The organism is Micromonospora sp. C28SCA-DRY-2, from assembly GCF_030519475.1.
In the GTDB taxonomy this organism is placed as follows: Bacteria; Actinomycetota; Actinomycetes; order Mycobacteriales; family Micromonosporaceae; genus Micromonospora.
Genome location: NZ_JAUMKD010000006.1, coordinates 1 through 20,998, shown reverse-complemented (window position 1 = coordinate 20,998; position 20,998 = coordinate 1). Strand labels below are relative to the sequence as shown.

Here is a 20,998-nt window from a genome sequence, read left to right as displayed (position 1 = left end):
ATAAATGCCCCCAGGGGCGAAGTGACCGGGTCCATTTCCATCACTGAGGGCTATGCTGCCGGGGCGACAACGCACGCGGCTCGTTTCGACCCGTCCGCGTTCCGGGTAGCGATGACATCGTGAGCCCCACCATCAACAGCACCGACCGACCGCTGGAGGTTGCGTTGACCGACGACGTCCTGGTCGTACACGGAGGCACTCCGCTGGAAGGGCGGATCCGCGTGCGCGGCGCGAAGAACCTGGTTTCCAAGGCGATGGTCGCCGCACTACTGGGCGACAGCCCGAGCCGCCTGTTCGACGTGCCGAAGATCCGTGACGTCGAGGTCGTCCGCGGCCTGCTCGGCCTGCACGGCGTCAAGGTGACCGACGGCGACGAGGACGGCGAGCTGGTCTTCGACCCGGCGAACGTGGAGAGCGCCAGCACCGACCAGATCAACGTGCACGCGGGCTCCAGCCGGATCCCGATCCTGTTCTGCGGGCCGCTGCTGCACCGCCTCGGCCACGCCTTCATCCCGGACCTGGGCGGCTGCCACATCGGCCCCCGGCCGATCGACTTCCACCTCCAGGCGCTGCGCGAGTTCGGCGCCACGGTCGACAAGACCCCGGAAGGGCTGCACCTGTCCGCGCCGAACGGACTGCACGGCACGAAGTTCGCACTGCCCTACCCGAGCGTCGGCGCCACCGAGCAGGTGCTGCTCACCGCCGTGATGGCCGAGGGCGTCACCGAGCTGCGCAACGCCGCGGTGGAGCCGGAGATCATCGACCTGATCTGCGTCCTGCAGAAGATGGGCGCGATCATCAAGGTGCACACCGACCGGGTGATCGAGATCCAGGGCGTGCCGAAGCTGCACGGCTACACCCACCGGCCGATCCCCGACCGGATCGAGGCGGCCAGCTGGGCCGCGGCCGCGCTGGCCACCCGTGGCCACGTGGAGGTGCTCGGCGCGCAGCAGGCCGACATGATGACCTTCCTGAACATCTTCCGCTCGGTCGGCGGCGAGTACGAGGTGACCGACAGCCGGCCGCCGCGGCTGGGCGACCCGGGCCAGGAGGGCGGCATCCGGTTCTGGCACCCGGGTGGCGAGCTGAAGTCGGTGGCCCTGGAGACCGACGTGCACCCCGGTTTCATGACCGACTGGCAGCAGCCGCTGGTCGTGGCCCTGACCCAGGCGCGCGGGCTGTCCATCGTCCACGAGACGGTCTACGAGCAGCGGCTCGGCTACACCGAGGCGCTGAACTCGATGGGCGCCAACATCCAGGTCTACCGGGACTGCCTGGGCGGCACCCCGTGCCGCTTCGGCCGGCGCAACTTCAAGCACTCCGCGGTGATCGCCGGGCCGAGCAAGCTGCACGCCGCCGATCTGGTCATCCCCGACCTGCGGGCCGGTTTCAGCCACCTGATCGCGGCGCTGGCCGCCGAGGGCACCTCCCGGGTGTACGGCGTCGACCTGATCAACCGGGGCTACGAGGACTTCGAGGCGAAGCTGGCCGACCTGGGCGCGCACGTCGAGCGTCCGTAACCTCCCTCACTGACGACCGCGCCCGGTGCACCGCGATGTGCACCGGGCGCCGTCGGTTGGCTACCCTTTCCGCGTGCCGTCGCTGTTTCGCCGCAAGTCCACCGACCTCGTCGACGAGGCGGTCACCCCGGTGACCCCCGAGGACGAGGCCACGTCCAGCCGTCCCCGGGGTTACACCCCGGCCAAGGGGCGCGAGACGCCGAAGCGGCCGAGCGCCGGCCGCCGGCCGGGCGTGGCCACCAAGCCGATGACCAAGGAAGAGCAGCGGGAGCACCGGCGCAAGCTGCGTGCCGAGGCGGCGGCGGAGTTCCGGCGCGAGGGCGGCCCGCGTGACCGCGGCCCCGAGCGGCAGCTGGCCCGCAACGTGGTCGACTCCCGGCGTACGGTCGGCACCTGGTTCTTCGGCGGCGCGCTGATCGTGCTGATCGGCTCGAACGCGGCCATGCCGCCGGTGATCCGGCTGGTGTCCAACATCCTGTGGGGCGCGCTGGCCCTCGGCGTGGTGATCGACTCCTTCCTCATCTGCCGCAAGATCAGGAAGCTGGTCCGCGAGCGCTTCCCGAACACCGGGCAGCGGATGGGCTCGCTCTACCTCTACGCGGTCATGCGGTCGATCACGTTCCGCCGGATGCGTGCCCCGGAGCCCCGGGTCAACCTCGGCGACCCGGTCTGACCCCGACGGATCCGGCCCCTGCTGCACCGCGGTGAGGGGCCGTTCTCGTTCCCGCCGCCAGCCGCCGCGCTGGGGACCCCGGCAGGGGCCTGCGGTTTGCGGCGCGACACGGCCTGCACCGGCACGGCACGGCCAACCCGCCCCCTCCTCCGCCTGGACCGGGTGCATCTGTCGTCGCTGGGGCGACAACAGACGCACCCAAACCTCGGCCGCGCACCCGAAGCGTCGACGGGACCACGAACCACGACGTTGGGCGGGCGGGCGGACTGCCGGTGACGCGGCGGCGCCGGAGCGCTACGGGACGCCGAGCAGGCGGAGCAGGGCGGTCGTCCCGGCGGCGGCGAGCACGACCAGCACGAAGGGCGCCCGCCGCCAGGCCAGCAGCACGCCGACCAGCACCCCCGTCGGCCGGGCCCAGCCGGCGAACGCGCCGGCCTCGGTCAGCGTGGCGGTGGCCGCGAGCGCGGCGAGCAGCGCGGCGGCGCCCACCGGCAGCAGCCGGCGGGACCACTCCGGCAGGTCGAGCCGGTCGCGCAGCAGCACCCCGGCGACCCGGAAGCCGTACGTCCCGGCGGCCAGCGCCAGGATCACCGCGATCAGCACGACTCCCCTCCCCTGGGTCGGGCCGGGTCGGGTGTCCCGACCCCGCGCCCGGCGTCCGGGATCGGGGCGGGCGTCACCCCGACCTCCCGGACGCCGGTGACGGGACCGGTGACGGAGGCCGGGCTGGAGGTGCCCCCGGCCTCCCGTCCACCGGTCCCGGCTCCACCCCGGCCGACCCGGCGGGTGTCCCGGGTCGGGGCGGGCGTCACCCCTACCTCCCGGTCGCCGGCGCCGGCCCGGACGGCCCGTACGGCCAGCACGGCCGGACCGGCCAGGGCGAGCAGCACCGGCAGGCCGGCCGGCAGCAGCGGGGTGGTGAGCACGGCCAGCACCGCACCGGCCAGCGCCACCCGCCGGATCTCCCGGTCGCGCAGGCTGGGCAGCAGCAGCGCGAGCAGGCCGGCCGGGAAGGCGGCGTCCAGGCCCAGCGCGGCCGGGTCGCCGGCCACCCCGCCGGCCAGCACGCCGAGTACGGTGCCGACGTTCCAGGTGACGAAGAACAACGCCGCGGCCAGCCAGAACGCCCGGTGCCGGGCCGGACCGGCGGGCTGGGCCAGGGCGAACGCGGTGGCCTCGTCGGTCATCAGGTGGCTGCCGAGCAGCCGTTGCCACAGCCGACGGCCGAGGCTGTCACCGAGGGTCAGGCCGAACGGCAGGTGCCGGGCGTTGAGCAGCAGCCCGGCGAGGACGGCGGCCAGCGGGCTGCCCGCCGCGACCAGCCCGACCGCCATGAACTGCGCCCCGCCGGCGAACACCAGCACGGACATCGCGACGGCGGCCCAGCCGGGCAGCCCGGCGGCGACCGCCACCGCGCCGAACGAGGCGCCCACCGCCACCATCGCCGCCCCGATGGCGGCGACGTCGCGGAGTACCCCGCCGCCGGCTGTTCGTTGTACCGTACGCATGGTCCACCATGATGAACGGAATGCGCGTGGTCGTCAAACCGAACGAACAGACCGACGGAGCGAACATGGCCGCCCTACCGGCACCCCCGCTGGCCACCATCGCCGCCGCGATCCGGCGTGAGCGGGAGCGGGTCGGCATCTCGCTGACCGAGCTGGCCCGGCGGGCCGGGATCGCCAAGTCCACCCTCTCCCAGCTGGAGTCGGGCGTCGGCAACCCGAGCGTGGAGACGCTCTGGGCGCTCGGCGTGGCACTGGACGTGCCGTTCAGCCGGCTGGTCGAGCCGCCGAGCCCGGCCGTCCGGGTGGTCCGGGCCGGCGAGGGCCCCCGGATCCGCTCCGAGCACGCCGACTTCACCGGGACGCTGCTCAGCGCCGGGTCGACGCACGCGAGGCGGGACATCTACGTCCTCGACCTGGAGCCCGGCGCGGTCCGCAAGGCCGAGGCGCACACCCCGCGCAGCATCGAGCACGTGGTGGTCGCCGCCGGGCGGATGCGGGTCGGCCCCGAATCCGACCCGGTGGAGCTGGGCCCGGGCGACTACGCCACCTTCCCCGGCGACGCCCCGCACCGCTACGAGGCGCTGGCCCCGGGCACCTTCGCCGTGCTGGTGATGGAGCACCCCTGACGCTTCCGCCGGTAGAGGCGGGCCACCACGTCCTCGATGTCCGGCTCCAGCACCGAGACGTCGCGCAGCGCGCCCAGCCCGGCGAGCCCGGCCACCACCTCGGCCACCCGCGCCGACTCCAGCGCGAACACCAGCCGGTGCCCGTCGTTCTCCACCCGGTGCAGCGACGCGCCGGGCAGCACCGGCGGCTCGGGTACGGGGGCGTCGAGGTCGGCCACCACCAGCCGGCGGGAGCCGTACCGCTCGTGCAGCGCGGCGATCGACCCGTCGTGCACCACCCGACCGTGGTCGATCACCACCAGCCGCCGGCAGAGCCGTTCGATGTCGGCCAGGTCGTGCGTGGTCAGCACCAGCGTGGTGTCCCCGGCCTGGCCCAGCTCGGCCAGGAAGCCGCGCACCGCCTGCCGGCTGACCACGTCCAGACCGATGGTGGGTTCGTCGAGGAAGAGCACCTCGGGGCCGTGCAGCAGCGCGGCGGTCAGCTCGCCGCGCATCCGCTGGCCGAGGGAGAGCTGGCGGACCGGGACGTCCAGGAACGCGTCCAGGTCGAGCAGGTGCCGGCAGCGGCGCAGCCGGGCGGCGTGCTCGCCGGGCGGCACCCGGTAGACGTGCCGGAGCAGGTCGAAGGAGTCCCGCAGCGGCAGGTCCCACCACAGTTGGGAACGCTGGCCGAAGACCACGCCGACGCGCAGCGCGAGCCGGGTGCGCTGGGCGACCGGGCGCAGCCCGCAGACGCGTACCTCGCCGGCCGAGGGCGTCAGCACCCCGGTGAGCATCTTGAGCGTGGTGGACTTGCCGGCCCCGTTCGGTCCGATGTAGCCGAGCAGCTCCCCGCGCTCGATCCGCAGGTCGATCCCGTCGACGGCGGTGACCAGCCGTTTCTCGCGGCGCAGCCGCCCGGCCCTGACCCGGACGGTGAACTCCTTGCGCAGTGCCCTGGCCTCGATGACGCTCATGACCCCGTACTCCGGTAGTGGCGGACGCCGACGCGCCAGGCGGCGGCGGCGATCGCGGCGGCGACCAGCGCGACGCCCGGCGCGGCCCAGCCGACCCAGCCCGGCAGGCCGAGCGGGTCGCCCCGGCCGAGCAGCGCCAGTGCCGGGTGGTAGCCGACGAAGGCGAAACCCAGGCCGTACGCGAAGAGCGCGCGGAACCATCCGTCGTAGACGGTGATCGGGTAGGTGGTGAAGTCCCGCCCACCGTAGGTGACCGAGTTGGCCAGTTCACCCGAGTCGACCCAGAAGAAGGAGACGGTGGCGGTGGCCACGAAGACCGAGCCGAAGAAGACCACCGCGGCCAGCGGGGCGAGGACGACCAGCAGCACCCGGGCGGCGGTCCACTGGATCCCGGCGGAGCCGACCGCCACCACCAGCACCGCGAGCCCGAAGACCGCCCGGGACACCTTGCGCAGCGGCAGGTCCATCAGCAGCAGTTGCGGCAGCGTGCCCAGCGGGCGGAGCAGCACGGCGTCGAAGAGCCCGGTACGCACGTAGCGGGGCAGCCGTTCGATGTTGCCGACCAGCAGGTCCGCGAGGGCGAACGCGCCGGTGGAGATGCCGACGATGACCATCGTCTCGCGCAGCGTGAAGCCGCCCAGCTCCCGGGTCACGCCGAACACGACCAGCACGGTGACCACGTCGAAGACGGTGAACCCGACGTTGCCCACCAGGTCCACCAGGAACGACGTCCGGTACGCGGTCTGCGCCCGCGCCTGCGCCCCGAGCAGCGCCCGGTACGCGGCCAGCGCGCCGGCGCCGGCGCGCACCGGTCCGCTCGGGGCCGCGTGGTCAGCCACCCTGCACGACCAGCCGGCGTTCGGCCCGGCGCTGCACCAGCCGGCAGGCGGCGAGGATCAGCACCGCCCAGCACAGCTGCACGCCGACCAGGGCGAGCTGGGTGCCGGCCGGGTCCCGCTCGACCAGCACGTCCAGCGGGGTCTGCAACAGGCTCGGGAACGGGGTGCCGAGCCAGAGCAGCAGCTGGAGCCACTCCGGCAGGAAGCGCAGCGGGAAGTAGAGCCCGGTGAGCACTCCCGAGACGAGGGTCCAGATGATGACCGGGCCGCGCGCGTCGTGCAGCCAGAACGCGGTGGCGTTGACCAGGTAGCGGCAGCCGAAGCAGAGCACCACGGCGACGAGCGCGGAGAGCGCGAACAACGGCCAGGTGGCCCACCGCTGCGGGACGTGCACCGGGAAGAAGAGCGGGCCGACCAGCACCGGCGGGATCAGCCGGGCCAGCACGGCGTAGCCGGCCCGGCCCAGGTCGGCGGCGAGGTAGCTGGTCACCGGGTGTACCGGGCGGAGCAGGTCGGCGGCGACCTCACCGGTGCGGATCCGGTCGGCCAGGTCGGTCCATCCCCAGAGGAGGATGACGGCGAGCAGGCCCTGCCCCACCCAGACGAAGGTGGCGAGCTGGGCCCGGTCGTACCCGGCCACGGTGCCGGCCGCGCCGACCGCGGCGAGCAGGACGTAGCAGCGGAGGAAACCGAACACGCAGTTGGTGACGACGCCGGCCACCGCCGCCTGGCGGTAGGTGGAGTATCGTCGGAAGCTCGATCCGGCTATTGCCCTAAATGTCCGAAACCATAGGATAACGTTTGAGGCGGCAGGCGGTGCCACAGTGGCGGTGAGCGAGCCCACGCCGCTACCCTCCTTTCCGCAGCCAACGCCGTGCCGGAACGGGCGACTTTACCGGTCGACGGGGTGCCCAGCGCGACAATTTCCAACGAGGTGACATCGCCGTGAGCGAGCGGACGCGAGCCGGCCACCGGGACGCGGCCGTGAGCGAGCGGGCGGCCGGCGGCGACCCCGGCATGACCTCGTGTCCCCGTACCGGCGACGGGCCGCCCGGATGAGCCGCGGCTACGCGGACCGGTGGCACGACCCGGCGGAACCGGCCTGGGTCGTCGAGCCGACCACGGAGTGGCACCCCCAGTTCCCCGGCCAGCGCTACCCGGGCGACATCGGCATCCAGCACACACCGCCGCCGGCGCCCCGCGGTCGGGCGGCCGTGGTCGGCCGCGCCGAGGTGCCCCCGCTCGCGCCGACCCGCCCCGACGGGACGTACCTGGGCCGGTCCTGGGAGGACGAACCGGACGGCTGGGACCGGCACCGCGGCCGCGACGGCTGGCGGTACGACGACGACCCGTACCGCCCGGGGCGCGGCGAGCCCGGGTGGCCCGACGACCGGCAGCGGCCGGCCCCCAACCGGCGGGACGAGCACGCGCGCGCCCCGTACGGCGTCGACGCGGGCCGCACCGCACCCCGTGACCACGACCGGTACGACGACCGCACGCCCCGGCACGAGCCGCCCGGCCGGGGGCGGTCCGGCATCGCGCCCGTCTCCCCCGCCAGTCGGTCCGAACCCGGCTGGCTGGCCGAGCCGGACGAGGACCTGCCGGCGCGCCGGCCGGCCGCGCAGGACCGGTCGGCCAACGGCTACGACCAGCGCCCGGCCGAGGGCACCCGCCGGCCCCGCTACCAGTGGGACCGCGCCGCCGACCAGCGCGAGCGGCCCCCGGCCGAGCAGCGTGACCGGTTCACCGGCGAACGCCGGCCCGCCGACCAGCACGAGCGGTTCCCCGCCGAGCGCACCGACCGGTTCCCCGCCGAGCACGAGCGGTTCGCCGCCGAGCGCCGGGACCGCGGACCGGTCGACCGCGCCGCGCCGGCCGGCCGCTGGGAGGGCCCGGAGCGGGGCGCCGACGAGCGGCCGTACGACGACGTCGAGCGCCGGAGGCCGGAGCCGGACGAGCACCGGCGGCCGCGCGAGGCGGCGGCCCGGGCCGAGACGTACCCGGAGCGGCGCCCGCGCGAGGAGGCCCGGCCGGAGTTCCACCGCGAGCCACCGGGCCAGCCGCCGTCCCGGCCGGAGGGCGGCCTGCCCTGGCCGGCTCCCGGGCCGGTACGCCCCGGCTACGACCGCAGCCCCGGCCACCACACCGACCCTCGACCCGAGCACCGCCGGCCGGCGGAACCGACCGGCCCGGCCCGCGGCGACCGCTACGACGCCGCGCCGCCGGTCGACGAGCGGCGCGCCATGCCCGCCGCCGGCGCGCCCGCTCGTGACCTGCCGGTCTCCGGCCGGCCGGTCTCCCCCGCCCCGGCGGACCGCGACCTGCCCACCCGGCGCCGACCGGACCCGCGCACGCCCTACACCGACCGGCCGATCTCGCCCGCCCCGCCGGAGCGCGCGCGACCCGGCCACGCCGGACCCGACCCCCGCACCCCCCACACCGACCGACCCGTCTCCCCCGCCGCACACGGCGACCGACCCGTCTCGCCCGCCCCGCCGGAGCGCGCCCGACCCGGCCACGCCGGACCCGACCCCCGCGCGCCCCACACCGACCGACCGGTCTCCCCCGCCGCACACGGCGACCGGCCGGTGTCGCCGCCGCCGTTCGCCGGGCGACCGGCCGCCGGGTCACGTCCGGCTGCCCCGCCGCCGGCGTTCGGCCCGCCGGCCACCGATCGACCGGTGTCGCCGGCTCCGGGCGCCGGACGGGGCCCGACCCCGCCCCCGGCGTCCGGCCGCCCGGTGCCACCGCCGTACCCGGCCGGACCGGCGCAGCCCGCCCGCGGGGACCGGCCGGTCGGCCCACCACCCGCGTTCGACCCGGCGGCTGCCGGCAGCCACGCACGTCCCGCCGCACCGCCGGCGTGGGCCCCGGCGTCGGCGACGCCGGGTAGCGGCCGGCCCGAGACGCCCGCCGCCGAGCACCGGCCGCCGGCTACCCGTCCGCCGTCCACACCAGACGACCGGCCCGTCTCCGGGCCGCCGGCCGCCCGGCTGCGGATGGAGTTCCGGCCGACCCCGGAGGCGCCGACGAGCGCCCCACCGGCGTCGCCGACCGCCCCGGCCAGTCGGAGCGATGTGACGCCCGTCGACCGTCCCGTCTCGGGTGCCGGCACCGCACCGGCCGGGAGCGGGCAGCCCGTGCCTGCGCCGCTGGCCATCACCCCCGACCGGCCGAAGGTCTACGTCCCGCCGCCGCCCAGCGACCCGCCGGCTCCGGCCGTGCCGCCGGAGCCGGCGGACGGCAACGCTCCGAGCGGACCGGCCGCCTGGTTCGGCACCGCCGAGCCGGCGGCGACCGCCGACACCACCGCGACCGCGCACCCGGCCCCGCCGACCGTCCCGACAGACCCCGCACCGGCCGCACCGATGCCCGAGCCGGTCCAGGGCGAGCCGGCCGCACCGGTCAGGGACGAGCCGGCGGCGCCGGTCGGGGACGAGGTGCCGGACCCGGCCGCCCCCGCCGACCCTCAGCCGGCCGAGCCGGCCCTCCCGCCGCACACCGACCACGCCGTCGCGCCGGTCTCCGCGCCACCCGCCGAGGCGGCGGCGTCCGCGCCGCCCGTCGAGCGAGCTGCCTCCGCGCCACCCGTCGAGGCGGCGGCCGGGCCGCCCGTCGAGGCCGTTGCCTCCGCACCGCCCGAGCGGGCTGCCTCCGCACCGGGGGTCGGCTCCGACGGGGCCGCGCCCGTGTCGGCAGCAGCGCCGGAAGCCCAGGCGACGGGTGACCTGTCCACGCCGCCCGTCAAGGGCCGGGAACCGGACGTACCGGCCGACGGCGGCCCGGTCGCCGGGCCGCCGGCCGAGCGCCCGGCCGCCCCCGTGTCCGCACCGCCCGCCGACGGCGGCGCGGTGGCATCCGTGACGACGCCGACGGTCCAGCCCGGCCCGGCCGCACCCGCGCCGGGCGACGGCGAGCAGCTCGGCCACGCCCCGACGGCACCCGACGTGGGGCCGACGGCGGACCTGGCGGCCGCGGCCACCCACAACGGCGCGGTGTGGCCGGTGTCCGCGCCGCCGGTGAGCGACGACCCGGTCGTCCCGACGACAGCGACTGCCCCGGGCGCGACCGCCGCCGACGCCGCGCCACCGGCCGTTGCCGACGCCGCCGCCGTCCCGACCGTTCGCGCCATGCCAGCGGTGTCCGTGGCGCAGCTCGATCCACCCGGATCGGCGGCACCTGATCCGGCCTCCTCCGGTCAGCCGGCCTCGCACCCCTCGCCGCGGTCCGCCGAGCCGACCACGGCGCCGGTCCCCGTGCAAAATGCCCCGGTCGCCGCGCCTCCGGGCGACGGAACCGCATCCGTGGCCGCCCCGCCCGCCCAGGGTGCCGCCACGCCGCCCGCCGCACCCCTGTCCCGGCGGCCGGACGCACCGGTCTCCGCACCACCGGCCCGGCCCGAATCCGCCCCGCCCGCCGCACCGGTCACCCCATCGGCCACCGCACCCACGTCCGGCCCGCCGGCTGCTCCCGTCTCGGTCCCGCCGACCGCATCCGCGCCGGCGCAGGCCAGGTCACCCGTATCTGCGCCACCCGCCGCCACCCCGGCCGACGATCCGGTGCCCACCGCGGCCGGCGGCGCCACGTCCGGCCCGGCCGCTGGCTCCGTCCCGGCCCCGCCGGCCGCACCCGCGCCGGCGCGGTCCACGGCGCCCGTGTCCGCGCCACCTGGTTCGCCCGTCTCCGGCCCACCGGCCGCGCCCGCCTCGGCCCCGCCGGCCGTACCCGGGTCCGCGCCACCCGCGACAGCCGTCTCCGCCCCGGCCGACGCGTCGGCGTCCCCGCCGGCCGCCGCGCCCGGGTCCGGCCCACCGGCCGCCCCTGTCTCGGCCCCACCCGGGGCACCGGTCTCCGCGCCACCAACCGCGCCCGTCCCGGCACCGCCGGCCGCTCCCGTCCCGGCACCGCCGGCCACTCCCGTCTCGGCACCGCCGGTCACTCCCGTCCCGGCACCGCCGGCCACTCCCGTCTCGGCACCGCCGGCCGCTCCCGTCTCGGCACCGCCGGCCACTCCCGTCTCGGCTGCGCCGGCCGTCGGGACCGGGCCGGGCGGACCGGAACCGGCCGCCGAGCGGACGGCCGGGTCGCAGGGCGACCCGGAGCAGGTGCTCGCCAGCTACCGCTGGCGGCTCGACCCGGTCAGCCTCCGGGAGGTGGTGGACGACCCGGAGGAGCTGCGGGCCGTCCGGCGGGGCCTGACCGAGAAGCTGGGCACCACTGTGGACAACCGGTCCCGGGCCCGGCTGCTCAGCCTGCGCGCGGTGGTGTCGCGGGTCCTCGGCGAGCTGGACGACGCGCTCGCCGACGGGCGGCTCGCCCTGACCTACGCGGAGGCCACCGGCGAGCTGCGGCGGATCGCGCTGGCCCAGGCCCGGCTGGCGCACGTGCTGCGCTGGCGGGGCGACCACGCCGAGGCCGACCGGCTCTTCGCGGAGGCGAACTCGCCCGAACTGCCCGACCGGCTGCGCGCGGCCCTGCACGAGCACGCCGGGCGGTCGGCGTACGACCAGGGGCGGTTGATGGAGGCGAGCCAGCACTTCGAGCGGGCGCTGGACCTGCGCGGCGCCGCCGACGCCGACCTGCTGGCCCGGATCCGGACGGCGCTGGACGCGGTCGCCGACCGGGCCACGAAGCACGGCTTCGGGCCGTACCCCCGGACCCGGGACGACCTGCTGGACCGGGTGCGGCCCCCGGTACCGGCCCGCGACGACACGCTCTGGGGCTACGCCGACCCGGATGGCGAGCTGGTGATCCCGGCCCGGTACGCGGAGGCGCAGCCGTTCCGCGAGGGGCTCGCCTGGGTACGCCGGCCGGAGACCGACCGCTGGTCGCTGATCGCGCTCACCGGCACGACGGTGATCGAGCCGTCGTACCTTGCGGTGCGCTCCTTCTCCGACGGCCTGGCCTGGGTGCTCCGCGACCGGGGCGCCGGCTGGCTGGCCATCCGCCCCAACGGTGACGTGGCGATCCCGCCGGGCTTCGCCGACGTACGCCCGTTCCGGCGCGGGGTGGCCGCGGTGCGCCGGGAGGGCTGGGGCGCGGTGGACCGCAACGGCCAGATCGTGCTGCCGACCCGGTACCACGGGTTCGCCACGACGCTCTCCGACGGCCGCCAGGTCGACGACTTCACCGACGAGGGGCTGGCCGTGGTGGACCTGGCTGGCCGGCGCGGCGTGGTCGACCGGACCGGGCGGGTGATCGTGCCACCGGCCCACCCGGCGCTGGTCATCCACCCGGTCGCGTTCCTGGTGGGCACCGCCGCCGGGCGGTGGGGCGCGCTGGACCGGAGCGGTGAGCTGCTGATCGACCCGGTGCACCGGGACCGCGACGAGGTGGTCGCGGAGATCGAGCGGCTGCTCACCGACACCAACCCGGTGATCTGACCCGGCGACCCGGCGGTGGACGCCACCGCCGCCCGAACTGAGGTCGGCCGGTCAGCCGCTCGCCGGCCGGCCGCCGGCCGGGACTAGGGTCGGAGACATGGAATTCCGACACCTGGGCCGTTCCGGCCTGATGGTCAGCGAGATCTCGTACGGCAACTGGATCACCCACGGCTCGCAGGTCGAGGAGGACGCGGCGTTCGCCTGCGTCCGCGCCGCCCTGGACGCCGGCATCACCACCTTCGACACCGCCGACGTCTACGCCGGCACCCGGGCCGAGGACGTGCTCGGCCGGGCGCTGGAGAACGAGCGGCGCGAGGGCCTGGAGATCTTCACCAAGGTGTACTGGCCCACCGGGCCCGGCCGCAACGACCGCGGCCTGTCCCGCAAGCACATCATGGAGTCGATCAACGGCTCGCTGCGCCGGCTGCGCACCGACTACGTGGACCTCTACCAGGCCCACCGGTACGACTACAGCACGCCGCTGGAGGAGACGATGGAGGCGTTCGCCGACGTCGTGCACTCCGGCAAGGCGCTCTACATCGGCGTCTCCGAGTGGAAGGCGTCGCAGATCCGCGAGGCCCACCGGCTCGCCCGGGAACTGCGCATCCCGCTGGTCTCCAACCAGCCGCAGTACTCGATGCTCTGGCGGGTCATCGAGTCCGAGGTCGTGCCCACCAGCGAGGAGCTGGGCGTCGGGCAGATCGTCTGGTCGCCGATCGCGCAGGGCGTGCTCTCCGGCAAGTACCTGCCGGGCCAGCCGCCGCCGGCCGGCTCCCGGGCCACCGACGAGAAGTCCGGCGCGGGCTTCATCGCCAAGTTCCTGACCGACGACGTGCTCACCCGGGTGCAGCGGCTCAAGCCGCTGGCCGAGCAGGCCGGGCTGAGCATGGCCCAGCTCGCCATCGCCTGGGTGCTGCAGAACCCGAACGTCTCCTCGGCGATCGTCGGCGCGTCCCGCCCCGAGCAGGTACACGACAACGTCAAGGCGGCCGGCGTGAAGCTCGACGCCGACCTGCTCAAGGCCATCGACGAGATCATCGACCCGATCGTCGAGCGCGACCCGGCCCGGACCGAGAGCCCGGCGCAGCGGCCGTGACACGTTCCGGCCCGGCCGGCTCCCGTCAGCGGGTGCCGGCCGGGCCGGACCGCCGTCGCACGGGCCGCCGTCGCACGGACCGCCGTCGCACGGGCCGACCGAGCCGCCGCCGACCGGGCCGTCGGGGCCCGGGGCCGCGGTCAGCCCTGCCAGAAGCGGACCAGGTCCAGCCCGGTGGCGTAGAGCCAGGGCGGCAGGCCGAGCAGGTCGCCGACGGCGAAGACCAGGTCGAAGAACCAGCCGCTGATCCGCGGGTTCCACAGCAGCGCGAACAGCAGGATGAAGCCGTACGGGGCGAACAGGTCGTACATCCGGCGCCACTGCGGGTTCAGCCAGGGCTGGATCATGTTGCCGCCGTCCAGGCCCGGCACCGGCAGCAGGTTGAGCACGCTCGCGGTGAGCTGGAGGAAGGCGAGCAGCGCCACGGCGGCCCAGAACTCCACCGGCCCGCCGGCGCCCGCGCCCAGCCGCAGCACCGCCACCAGCACCAGGGTGAACAGCACGTTGGTGGCCGGGCCGGCGAGGCTGACCAGGGTGTGCCGCAGCCGCCCGGGGATCTCGTGCCGGTCGACCCAGACGGCCCCGCCGGGCAGCCCGATCCCGCCGAGCAGCACCACCAGCACCGGCAGCGCGATGGACAGCAGCGGGTGGCTGTACTTCAGCGGGTTCAACGTCAGGTAGCCGCGGTGCGCCACGCCCCGGTCGCCGGCCCGGTAGGCCACCACCGCGTGCGCGTACTCGTGCAGGCAGAGCGAGACCAGCCAGCCGGAGACGACGAAGAGGAAGACGTCGAACCGGACGTTGCCGAACCGCTGCCAGGTCAGCACGCCGCTGGTGACGAAGAGCGCCACCAGGGCGAGGAAGACCGGGCTGGGCCGGAACGCCGCCCGGGGCATGCCGAGCACCAGCGACCCCGGGCGGTCGGAACCCATCACTCCGCCGCGGGCAGCAGGCTCATCCGGTACTCCACCCGGTCGTCCTCGACGAGCGCGACCGAGGTGACGCCGGACGCCGCGAGCTCGCGCCAGGTCTGGCCGATCCAGGATTCGGCATCCGCCTGGCTGCCGAACGACTCCGCCGGCCCCTCGACCGACTCGCCGTTCGTGCCCTCGTACCGCCAGCTCCACGCCATGCCGCGTCTCCCCTCGCCGCTGATGTCCCGTGGGACGAACCCTCGCCAGCGTAGTCGGCCGGGCCGACGCCGGTCGCTCGCTCGTCCCGTGGACCGGGGGCGGGGCTTGATCCAGGCCGACGGAGCCGGCCGGTACCGTGGCCCGGTGCTGACTCAAGGCGTGGTGCTCAGCGAGCGGTACCGGCTGGGCGAACGGGTGGCCACCGGCGGCATGGGAGCGGTCTGGCGGTGCACGGATCTCCTCCTCGAACGCGAGGTGGCGGTGAAGGTGCTGCTGCCGGCGCTGACCGCGGACCCCGAGTTCACCACCCGGTTCCGGGCCGAGGCGCGGATGCTGGCGGCGCTGCGGCACCCCGGCGTGGTGGCGGTGCACGACGTCGGGCGCGCGACCCTCGCCGACGGCAGCGAGGTCGACTACCTGGTGATGGAGTACGTCGCCGGGGAGCCCCTGGGCGGCTGGATCCGGCGGGCCGGCCGGCTCGACGCCGCCTCCACCATGTCGGTGGTGGCGCAGGCCGCCGAGGCGCTGCACGCCGCGCACCTGGCCGGCATCGTGCACCGGGACGTGAAGCCGGGCAACCTGCTGGTGAAGCCCGACGGCCGGGTGGTGCTGGTCGACTTCGGCATCGCCCGCTCGGGCAGCACGGCCGGGATCACCGCCGCCCACACGATGCTCGGCACCGCCACGTACATGTCGCCGGAGCAGGCCACCGGCCAGCCGGTCTCGCCGGTGACCGACGTCTACGCGCTCGGCGCGGTGGCGTACTTCTGCCTCGCCGGGCGTCCGCCGTTCGAGGGCGAGAACCCGTTGCAGGTGGCCCTGCGGCACCAGCAGGACGAGCCCGCGCCGCTGCCGCCGGGCACCCCGCCGGCGGTGGTCGCGCTGGTCGAGCGGGCGATGGCGAAGCGCCCGGCCGACCGGTACCCGAGCGCGGCGGCGCTCGCCGAGGCCGCCGCCGAGACCCGGGACGCCACGCTGGCGTCGATCCCGGTCTCGGCCCGCCCGCCGTGGGCGGTGGCCGGCCCCTCGCCCGCCGTCACCCCGCCGCTGGAGCCGGTCTCCGGCGCCGGGCCGATCGCCCCGGGCGCCGCCGCACCGACGCCACCGCCGGCCGTGGACCGCTCCGGCTCGTTCGGGGGTACGTCCGGCACCGGCGAGCCAGCGGTGGCACCCGCGCCGCCGGGGCAACTGCCGCCCGCCGGGCCACCGGGCTCGCCGACGGGTGGCGCCGCCGCGCCGATCTCGCCGCCCGGGCCGGTGCCACCGCCGCCCGCCGGACCGACCACCGCGCCGGTGTGGCCGTTCGGACCGGCCGCGGCGCCGGTCTCGCCCTCCGGACCGGCCGCCGCCCCGGTCTCGCCGTCCGGGTCCCACCCCGTCCCGGTGTCGCCGCCCAGCGGCCCGCCGTCCGGCTTCACACCCGGCCGGGCCGCGGCCGGCCGACCGACCCCCCTGCCGCACCAGCCGGGGACCGACGCCTGGGGGCTTCCGCCCACCCGGGAGGACCCGGTCGAGTCGCGGCCGGGCCGGCGCCGGATCGCGCTGGTCGGCGCGGCGGCCACCGTGCTGCTGCTCCTGGTCGGCGTGGTGGCGGCGACGACGCTCTTCGCCGGGGATCCCGGCGACGGGGACCGGCCGGACGCGCTCACCGGCGGTTCGGCCGGCCCGGTCACCGGCGAGCCCGCCCCCGCCCCCACCGACGGCAGCGGCCGGCTGGGTACCGAGCCGACGCCGGACGGCAGCGCGTCCGCCATCCCGCCACCGTCCAGCGCACCCGGGCGGTCCACCCCGCCGCCGTCGGGCGGGCCGGCGCCGACCGGCGGTACGACCGCCCAGCCGGGCCCCACGCCGAGCACCAGCAAGCCGGAGAAGCCGAACCCGTACACGCCGGTCCAGGCGTGCGGCAGCGGCTACCAGGTGATCGACTCGGCGTCGCTGACCGTCTCGGGCGTGCGCAAGGGGCGGGTGTACCTGCTCTACCACGCCGGCACCGGCTACAACTGCGTGGTCACCATGAAGGACACCGCGGTCGGCACGAAGACCGCGGCCTCGGCCTACCTGGAGGTGCGGGGCCGCGCCCGTAGCACCGACAGCGGCTCGTTCGCGTACTACGCCGGGCCGGTGAAGGCCAAGGCGGCCGGGGTGTGCGTGAAGTGGGGCGGGTCCACCGGCGGCGCCAGCTACGGCAGCAGCTTCGAGCACTGCGGCTGACCGCCGGCCGGCCGCGGCCCGGCCGGGTGGAACGGCCCGCCGGGAGCGGGCGGCCGGCACGCGGGCCGGCCGGCGGGCGGGCGCCGGGCGGCCTTAAGGTACGGGCATGTCCGTTGACGGGTGGAACACGGTCCTGGTGCTCGGGGGCATCCGGTCCGGCAAGTCGGAGTTCGCCGAGTCCCTGGTCGCCGACGCGCCCACGGTCCGCTACCTGGCCACCGCCGCGGACGCCGCCGCGGACGACGCCGAGTGGGCCGCCCGGCTGGCGGCGCACCGCGCCCGCCGCCCGGAGACCTGGAGCACCGAGGAGACCGCGGCCGACCCGCGCCGGCTGGCCGACGTGATCGCCGCCGCCGAGCCGAACGAGACGCTGCTCGTCGACGACCTCGGCGGCTGGGTGACCGTGCTGCTGGACCCGGCCCACCAGCCGGCCGACGACACCGCCACCATCGCCGAACTGGCCGCCGCGGTGCGCTCCTGCGCGGCGCGGCTGGTGCTGGTCAGCCCCGAGGTCGGGCTCTCGCTGGTGCCGACCACCCCGCTCGGCCGGGCGTTCACCGACGCGCTCGGCGCGGCCAACCGGGCGGTCGCCGACGCCTGTGACGCGGTCGTGCTGGTGGTCGCCGGCCAGCCGGCCTGGCTCAAACCGGCGCAGGCCGCGCGGGCGGCGACCGTACCGGCCCAAGGCGGCCCCGCCCCGGCGCCGGCCGCCCCGGCGGTCAACGGCGCCGTCGTCGCGCCCGAGCCGGCCGCGCTGCCGGAGGTGCTGACCCCGACGCCGCCGCCACCGGCCGCCCCGCCCGCCGAGCCGGCCACGGCGTGGGCGGCGCCCACCATGGCGCTGCCGATGGTGGCCACCGGCCTGGTCATCCAGCCCGGCATGGAGCTGCCCATGCCCGACGAGTACGCCGGCCCGCAGGCGATCGAGCGGCTGGCCACGCTGGACGTGCCCGGCGCCGGGCTCGGCGTGCTGGAGCGGGTGGTCGGGTTCGCCGCCGCCACCCAGGGCACCCCGACCCCGGCCCCGTGGGGCTCGGTGCGGGTGCTGCTGCTGCACGGCGACCACGCCGGCGGGGCGGCCGCCGGCACGGTGGCCGGGGAGTCCGCCCGGCGGGCCCGGCAGGCGCGCGCCGGCGAGGGCCCGCTGGCCCGGCTGGCGGCCGAGTGCGGCGCGAGCCTGCAGGTGGTGGCGGCGCCGGCGGCGGCGCCGATGGAGGTCGAGCCGGCGCTCAGCGGCGAACAGGTCGAGGCGGCCCTGCGCGAGGGCTGGCGCCTCGCCGAGCAGGCCGCCGACGCGGGCGTACGGCTGCTGGTGCTGGCGGCCTGCGGCGCCGGCACCGAGGCCGCGGCGGCGGCGGTGCTCGCCGCGACCGCCGGCGCGGAACCGCCAGCGGTGCTCGGCCGGGTGCTGACCGACGCGGGTGAGATCGACGACGCGGCCTGGATGAAGCGGTGCGCGGCGGTCCGCGACGCGCTGCACCGCACCCGCCGCTCGCCGCGGGGTGCCAAGGACGTGCTGGCCGAACTGGGCGGCGGGGACATCGCGATCGCCACCGGCGTGCTGCTCGGCGCGACGGCCCGCCGGATCCCGGTGATGCTCGACGGCCCGGTCGGGCTGGCCGCCGGCATGGTGAGCCGCGACCTGGCCGGGCAGGCGCGGCACTGGTGCCTGCTGGCCGACCACGGCGGCGACCCGGCCGCCCGGCTCGCCGCCGACGTGCTGGGCCTGACCCCGCTGCTGGACGTGCGGCTCGACCTGGGTGAGGGGGCGAACGCGCTGGCCGCGCTCCCGCTGCTGCGCTCGGTGCTGGCGCTGGCCGCCGCGCTGCCCACCCGCCCCTCGCTCGCCGGCGGCGGCCCCGAGGAGCCGGAGCCGGTCGAGGAGGAGGACGACCAGCGCGAGTTCGTCGAGCCGGAGCCGGCCGGGCCGGGCCCGACCACCACCGAACCGGACGGCCAGCCGGTGGACCCGTCCGGCCGGCGTGCCGGCTGACCGGCGGCTCGCCGACGGAGCGCGGCTGGCGCTGACCACCTTCAGCACGCTGCCGGTGCGCGCCGGCCGGATCGACCGGTCGGTGGCGGGCACCGCGATGGCGCTGGCCCCGGCGGTGGGGGCGCTGCTCGGCGCGCTCCTCGCCGGGCTGCTGCTGCTCCTGGTCGCGGTCGCGCCGCCGCTGGTCGCCGCCGGGGTGACCGTGGGCGCGGGCGCGCTGCTCACCCGGGGCCTGCACCTGGACGGGCTGGCCGACACCGTGGACGCGCTGGGGTCGTACCGGCGGGGGGCGGCCGCGCTGGAGATCATGAAGAAGCCGGACGTGGGTCCGTTCGGGGTGGCCGCGCTGGTGGTCGTCCTGCTGGTGCAGGCCGCGACGCTCGCGGAGCTGGCCGGGCGGTCCTGGCCGGCGGCGCTGGCCGCGGTGGTGGCGGCGACCGCCGCGGGCCGGCTCGGGGTCACCGTGGCCTGCCGGCGGGGCGTGCCGGCGGCCCGGCCGGACGGGCTGGGCGCGCTGGTCGCCGGCACCGTCGGGCCGGTCGCGCTGGTCGCCGGGACGGCCGCCGTCGCACTGGTGGCGGTCGCCGCGGTGCCGGACCACCCGTGGCAGGGGCCGCTCGCCGTCGTCGCCGCGCTCGCCATGGCGGTGGCGCTGCTGCGGCACGTGGTACGCCGGCTCGGCGGGATCACCGGCGACGTGCTCGGCGCGACCGTGGAGCTGGTCACCACGCTGGTCTACCTGGGACTCGTGCTGTCCGGCTGAGTCCGGCGCGCCACGGCGGGTAGCGTTCTCCCACGACAGCGCGGGTGCGGCCAACCGGGGGAACGACATGCTGATCACGGACGACTTCCTGCCCGTACCGGTGCCGGAGTCGCTGAGCGCCACCTACCTGGTGCCGATGGCCGGGTTGCCGAGGGTCGGTCCGAAGACCGCGGTGGAGGCGCTGCGGGGCCGGCTGGCCGACCCGGTGTTCGGCCTGGCCCGGCAGATGCTGGACAGCCCGTTGATGAGTGTGGACACCCGGTCGGTGGGCGAGTTCCCCGAGCTGCCGCCGGATCTGCTGACCGCGTTCGGCGCCAGCGAGGCGCAGCTGGACCGGTTGGCCGCGGCCAGCCACCTGGTGGTGGTGCAGGCCGAGTACCGGCCCGGCTGGCCGCCGGCGCACGAGTGGGCGGCGCGGGCGGTGGCCGCCGCGGTCGCCGAGTCGGTGCACGGCGACGTGGTGGACGTCTTCGGGTTGCAGTTCCTCGACCCGGCGACCGCGCTGCGCTCGCTCCCCGACGAGCAGGGCCGGATCCGGCTGGTCGACTGGGTGCTGGTGCCGTACTCCTCGGACGCCGAGGGGCTCTGGTTCACCACCAAGGGGCTGCGCCGGTTCGGGCTGCTGGAGTTGCAGACCCAGGGGGTGCCGGACCACCTCACCCGGGCCTGGGGCGCGGTGATGACCGGCGCCGCGCGGCGGTTGCTGCGGGACTGGACCGACGGGCTGGCCGGCGAGGAGGTGCCCGCGTTCGTGCAGCTGCCGGTGCTGGCCACGGTGACCGGGCACGACATCGCGGTGGCGTACGGCAATCCGGAGCAGCACGGGGCGACCGCGCCGGTGCTGCTCCGGCTGGAGCTGGACCCGGCCACGGACCCGGAGGCCGACTCGTTCCTCAGCCTGCACCCGCCCGCCGGGCACCCGGGGCCGGCCGGGCGCTACTTCGCCGCCGCCTGCGCCACCCTCTTCTCCGGCATCCAGCCGGACGTGCGCTACGCCCGGTCGGGCGACGCGATGAGCCGCGCCGTCGCCACCGCCCGCGCCGGGCTGGGCGACATCCGGGCCCGGTTCGTCACCGGCCAACTGCCGCCGGAGACCCAGCTCGTGGTCAAGTACGGCCTGCCCGGCGAGGACGGCCCGGAGTTCGTCTGGGCCGGGGTGACCTCGTGGGAGTCACCGGAGCGGATCGTCGGCGCCAGCGCCAGCGACGCGCACACCGACCCGACCGTCCGGATCGGCGCCCCCGTGGTGGTGGAGGCCGCCGACGTCGTCGACTGGGCCCTGCTCGACGCCACCGGC

15 protein-coding genes and 1 pseudogene are annotated in these 20,998 nt (G+C 76.9%); 9 read left to right on the top strand and 7 right to left on the bottom strand.

The window, feature by feature from the left end; all coding sequences use genetic code 11:
• Window positions 1-164 precede the first annotated feature (164 nt).
• Window positions 165-1,520, top strand: coding sequence for a UDP-N-acetylglucosamine 1-carboxyvinyltransferase (gene murA / locus Q3W71_RS22970; protein ID WP_088992669.1), 1,356 nt, complete (start codon window positions 165-167; stop codon window positions 1,518-1,520).
• A 73-nt stretch (window positions 1,521-1,593) separates the two neighbouring features.
• Window positions 1,594-2,193 (top strand): DUF3043 domain-containing protein, encoded by a 600-nt coding sequence (locus Q3W71_RS22965; RefSeq protein ID WP_302921489.1) that lies wholly within the window; start codon window positions 1,594-1,596, stop codon window positions 2,191-2,193.
• A gap of 294 nt (window positions 2,194-2,487) precedes the next feature.
• Here Q3W71_RS22965 and Q3W71_RS22960 read toward each other — a convergent pair whose 3' ends face one another.
• On the bottom strand, window positions 2,488-2,796 hold the full coding sequence (locus tag Q3W71_RS22960) for an AzlD domain-containing protein (protein ID WP_302921488.1): 309 nt from the start codon (window positions 2,794-2,796) through the stop codon (window positions 2,488-2,490).
• Window positions 2,790-3,701: an AzlC family ABC transporter permease gene (locus tag Q3W71_RS22955; protein ID WP_302921486.1), complete on the bottom strand. Its 912-nt coding sequence runs from the start codon at window positions 3,699-3,701 to the stop codon at window positions 2,790-2,792. The genes Q3W71_RS22960 and Q3W71_RS22955 overlap by 7 nt, the downstream gene beginning before the upstream one ends.
• 65 nt (window positions 3,702-3,766) lie before the next feature.
• Between Q3W71_RS22955 and Q3W71_RS22950 the strand changes: the two genes are divergently transcribed.
• Window positions 3,767-4,327 carry a helix-turn-helix domain-containing protein gene (locus Q3W71_RS22950; protein WP_302921485.1) on the top strand — a complete coding sequence of 187 codons (561 nt, stop codon included), beginning with the start codon at window positions 3,767-3,769 and terminating at the stop codon, window positions 4,325-4,327.
• Here the strand turns inward: Q3W71_RS22950 and Q3W71_RS22945 are convergent.
• From Q3W71_RS22945 to Q3W71_RS22935, 3 genes are read right to left on the bottom strand one after another with little or no spacing between them, the layout of a single operon-like run.
• The gene (locus Q3W71_RS22945) at window positions 4,273-5,283 is read right to left on the bottom strand and encodes an ATP-binding cassette domain-containing protein (protein ID WP_302921484.1); all 1,011 of its coding nucleotides are present in this window, start codon (window positions 5,281-5,283) and stop codon (window positions 4,273-4,275) included. The genes Q3W71_RS22950 and Q3W71_RS22945 overlap by 55 nt on opposite strands.
• Window positions 5,280-6,122, bottom strand: coding sequence for an ABC transporter permease (locus tag Q3W71_RS22940; protein WP_302921483.1), 843 nt, complete (start codon window positions 6,120-6,122; stop codon window positions 5,280-5,282). The genes Q3W71_RS22945 and Q3W71_RS22940 overlap by 4 nt, the downstream gene beginning before the upstream one ends.
• Entirely contained in the window at window positions 6,115-6,966 is an 852-nt protein-coding gene (locus Q3W71_RS22935) for an ABC-2 family transporter protein (RefSeq protein WP_302921482.1), read from the bottom strand. The genes Q3W71_RS22940 and Q3W71_RS22935 overlap by 8 nt, the downstream gene beginning before the upstream one ends.
• A gap of 181 nt (window positions 6,967-7,147) precedes the next feature.
• Here Q3W71_RS22935 and Q3W71_RS22930 point away from each other — a divergent pair, with 181 nt between their 5' ends.
• A complete protein-coding gene (locus Q3W71_RS22930) occupies window positions 7,148-12,505 on the top strand; it encodes a WG repeat-containing protein (RefSeq protein ID WP_302921480.1) in 5,358 nt (1,785 codons plus the stop codon).
• 97 nt (window positions 12,506-12,602) lie between these two features.
• Window positions 12,603-13,601, top strand: a complete 999-nt coding sequence (locus Q3W71_RS22925) for an aldo/keto reductase family protein (RefSeq protein ID WP_302921479.1) — start codon at window positions 12,603-12,605, stop codon at window positions 13,599-13,601.
• A gap of 140 nt (window positions 13,602-13,741) precedes the next feature.
• On the opposite strand, the gene Q3W71_RS22920 is transcribed toward Q3W71_RS22925, so the two are convergent.
• The gene (locus Q3W71_RS22920) at window positions 13,742-14,533 is read right to left on the bottom strand and encodes a site-2 protease family protein (protein ID WP_302921478.1); all 792 of its coding nucleotides are present in this window, start codon (window positions 14,531-14,533) and stop codon (window positions 13,742-13,744) included.
• Complete coding sequence (locus tag Q3W71_RS22915; RefSeq protein ID WP_088992660.1) at window positions 14,533-14,733, bottom strand: hypothetical protein; 201 nt, start codon at window positions 14,731-14,733, stop codon at window positions 14,533-14,535. The genes Q3W71_RS22920 and Q3W71_RS22915 overlap by 1 nt, the downstream gene beginning before the upstream one ends.
• A 145-nt stretch (window positions 14,734-14,878) precedes the next feature.
• Between Q3W71_RS22915 and Q3W71_RS22910 the strand changes: the two are divergent.
• The 4 genes and pseudogenes from Q3W71_RS22910 to Q3W71_RS22895 form a co-directional block, all read left to right on the top strand.
• Window positions 14,879-15,688: pseudogene (locus tag Q3W71_RS22910) on the top strand (serine/threonine-protein kinase); the annotation flags it as partial.
• 1,363 nt (window positions 15,689-17,051) lie between these two features.
• Window positions 17,052-18,938 (top strand): bifunctional adenosylcobinamide kinase/adenosylcobinamide-phosphate guanylyltransferase, encoded by a 1,887-nt coding sequence (locus tag Q3W71_RS22905; protein ID WP_302921477.1) that lies wholly within the window; start codon window positions 17,052-17,054, stop codon window positions 18,936-18,938.
• The gene (locus Q3W71_RS22900; protein WP_302921476.1) at window positions 18,928-19,701 is read left to right on the top strand and encodes an adenosylcobinamide-GDP ribazoletransferase; all 774 of its coding nucleotides are present in this window, start codon (window positions 18,928-18,930) and stop codon (window positions 19,699-19,701) included. Before Q3W71_RS22905 ends, Q3W71_RS22900 begins: the two co-directional genes overlap by 11 nt.
• A gap of 67 nt (window positions 19,702-19,768) precedes the next feature.
• A partial coding sequence (locus Q3W71_RS22895; RefSeq protein ID WP_302921474.1) for a DUF2314 domain-containing protein occupies window positions 19,769-20,998 on the top strand: 1,230 nt, incomplete at its 3' end.

Coding starts and splice junctions, on each gene's coding strand:
- Q3W71_RS22955 (WP_302921486.1), bottom strand. CDS start 3,701: ATGCGTACGGTACAACGAACAGCCGGCGGCGGGGTACTCCGCGACGTC.
- Q3W71_RS22950 (WP_302921485.1), top strand. CDS start 3,767: ATGGCCGCCCTACCGGCACCCCCGCTGGCCACCATCGCCGCCGCGATC.
- Q3W71_RS22945 (WP_302921484.1), bottom strand. CDS start 5,283: ATGAGCGTCATCGAGGCCAGGGCACTGCGCAAGGAGTTCACCGTCCGG.
- Q3W71_RS22925 (WP_302921479.1), top strand. CDS start 12,603: ATGGAATTCCGACACCTGGGCCGTTCCGGCCTGATGGTCAGCGAGATC.
- Q3W71_RS22920 (WP_302921478.1), bottom strand. CDS start 14,533: ATGGGTTCCGACCGCCCGGGGTCGCTGGTGCTCGGCATGCCCCGGGCG.
- Q3W71_RS22915 (WP_088992660.1), bottom strand. CDS start 14,733: ATGGCGTGGAGCTGGCGGTACGAGGGCACGAACGGCGAGTCGGTCGAG.
- Q3W71_RS22905 (WP_302921477.1), top strand. CDS start 17,052: ATGTCCGTTGACGGGTGGAACACGGTCCTGGTGCTCGGGGGCATCCGG.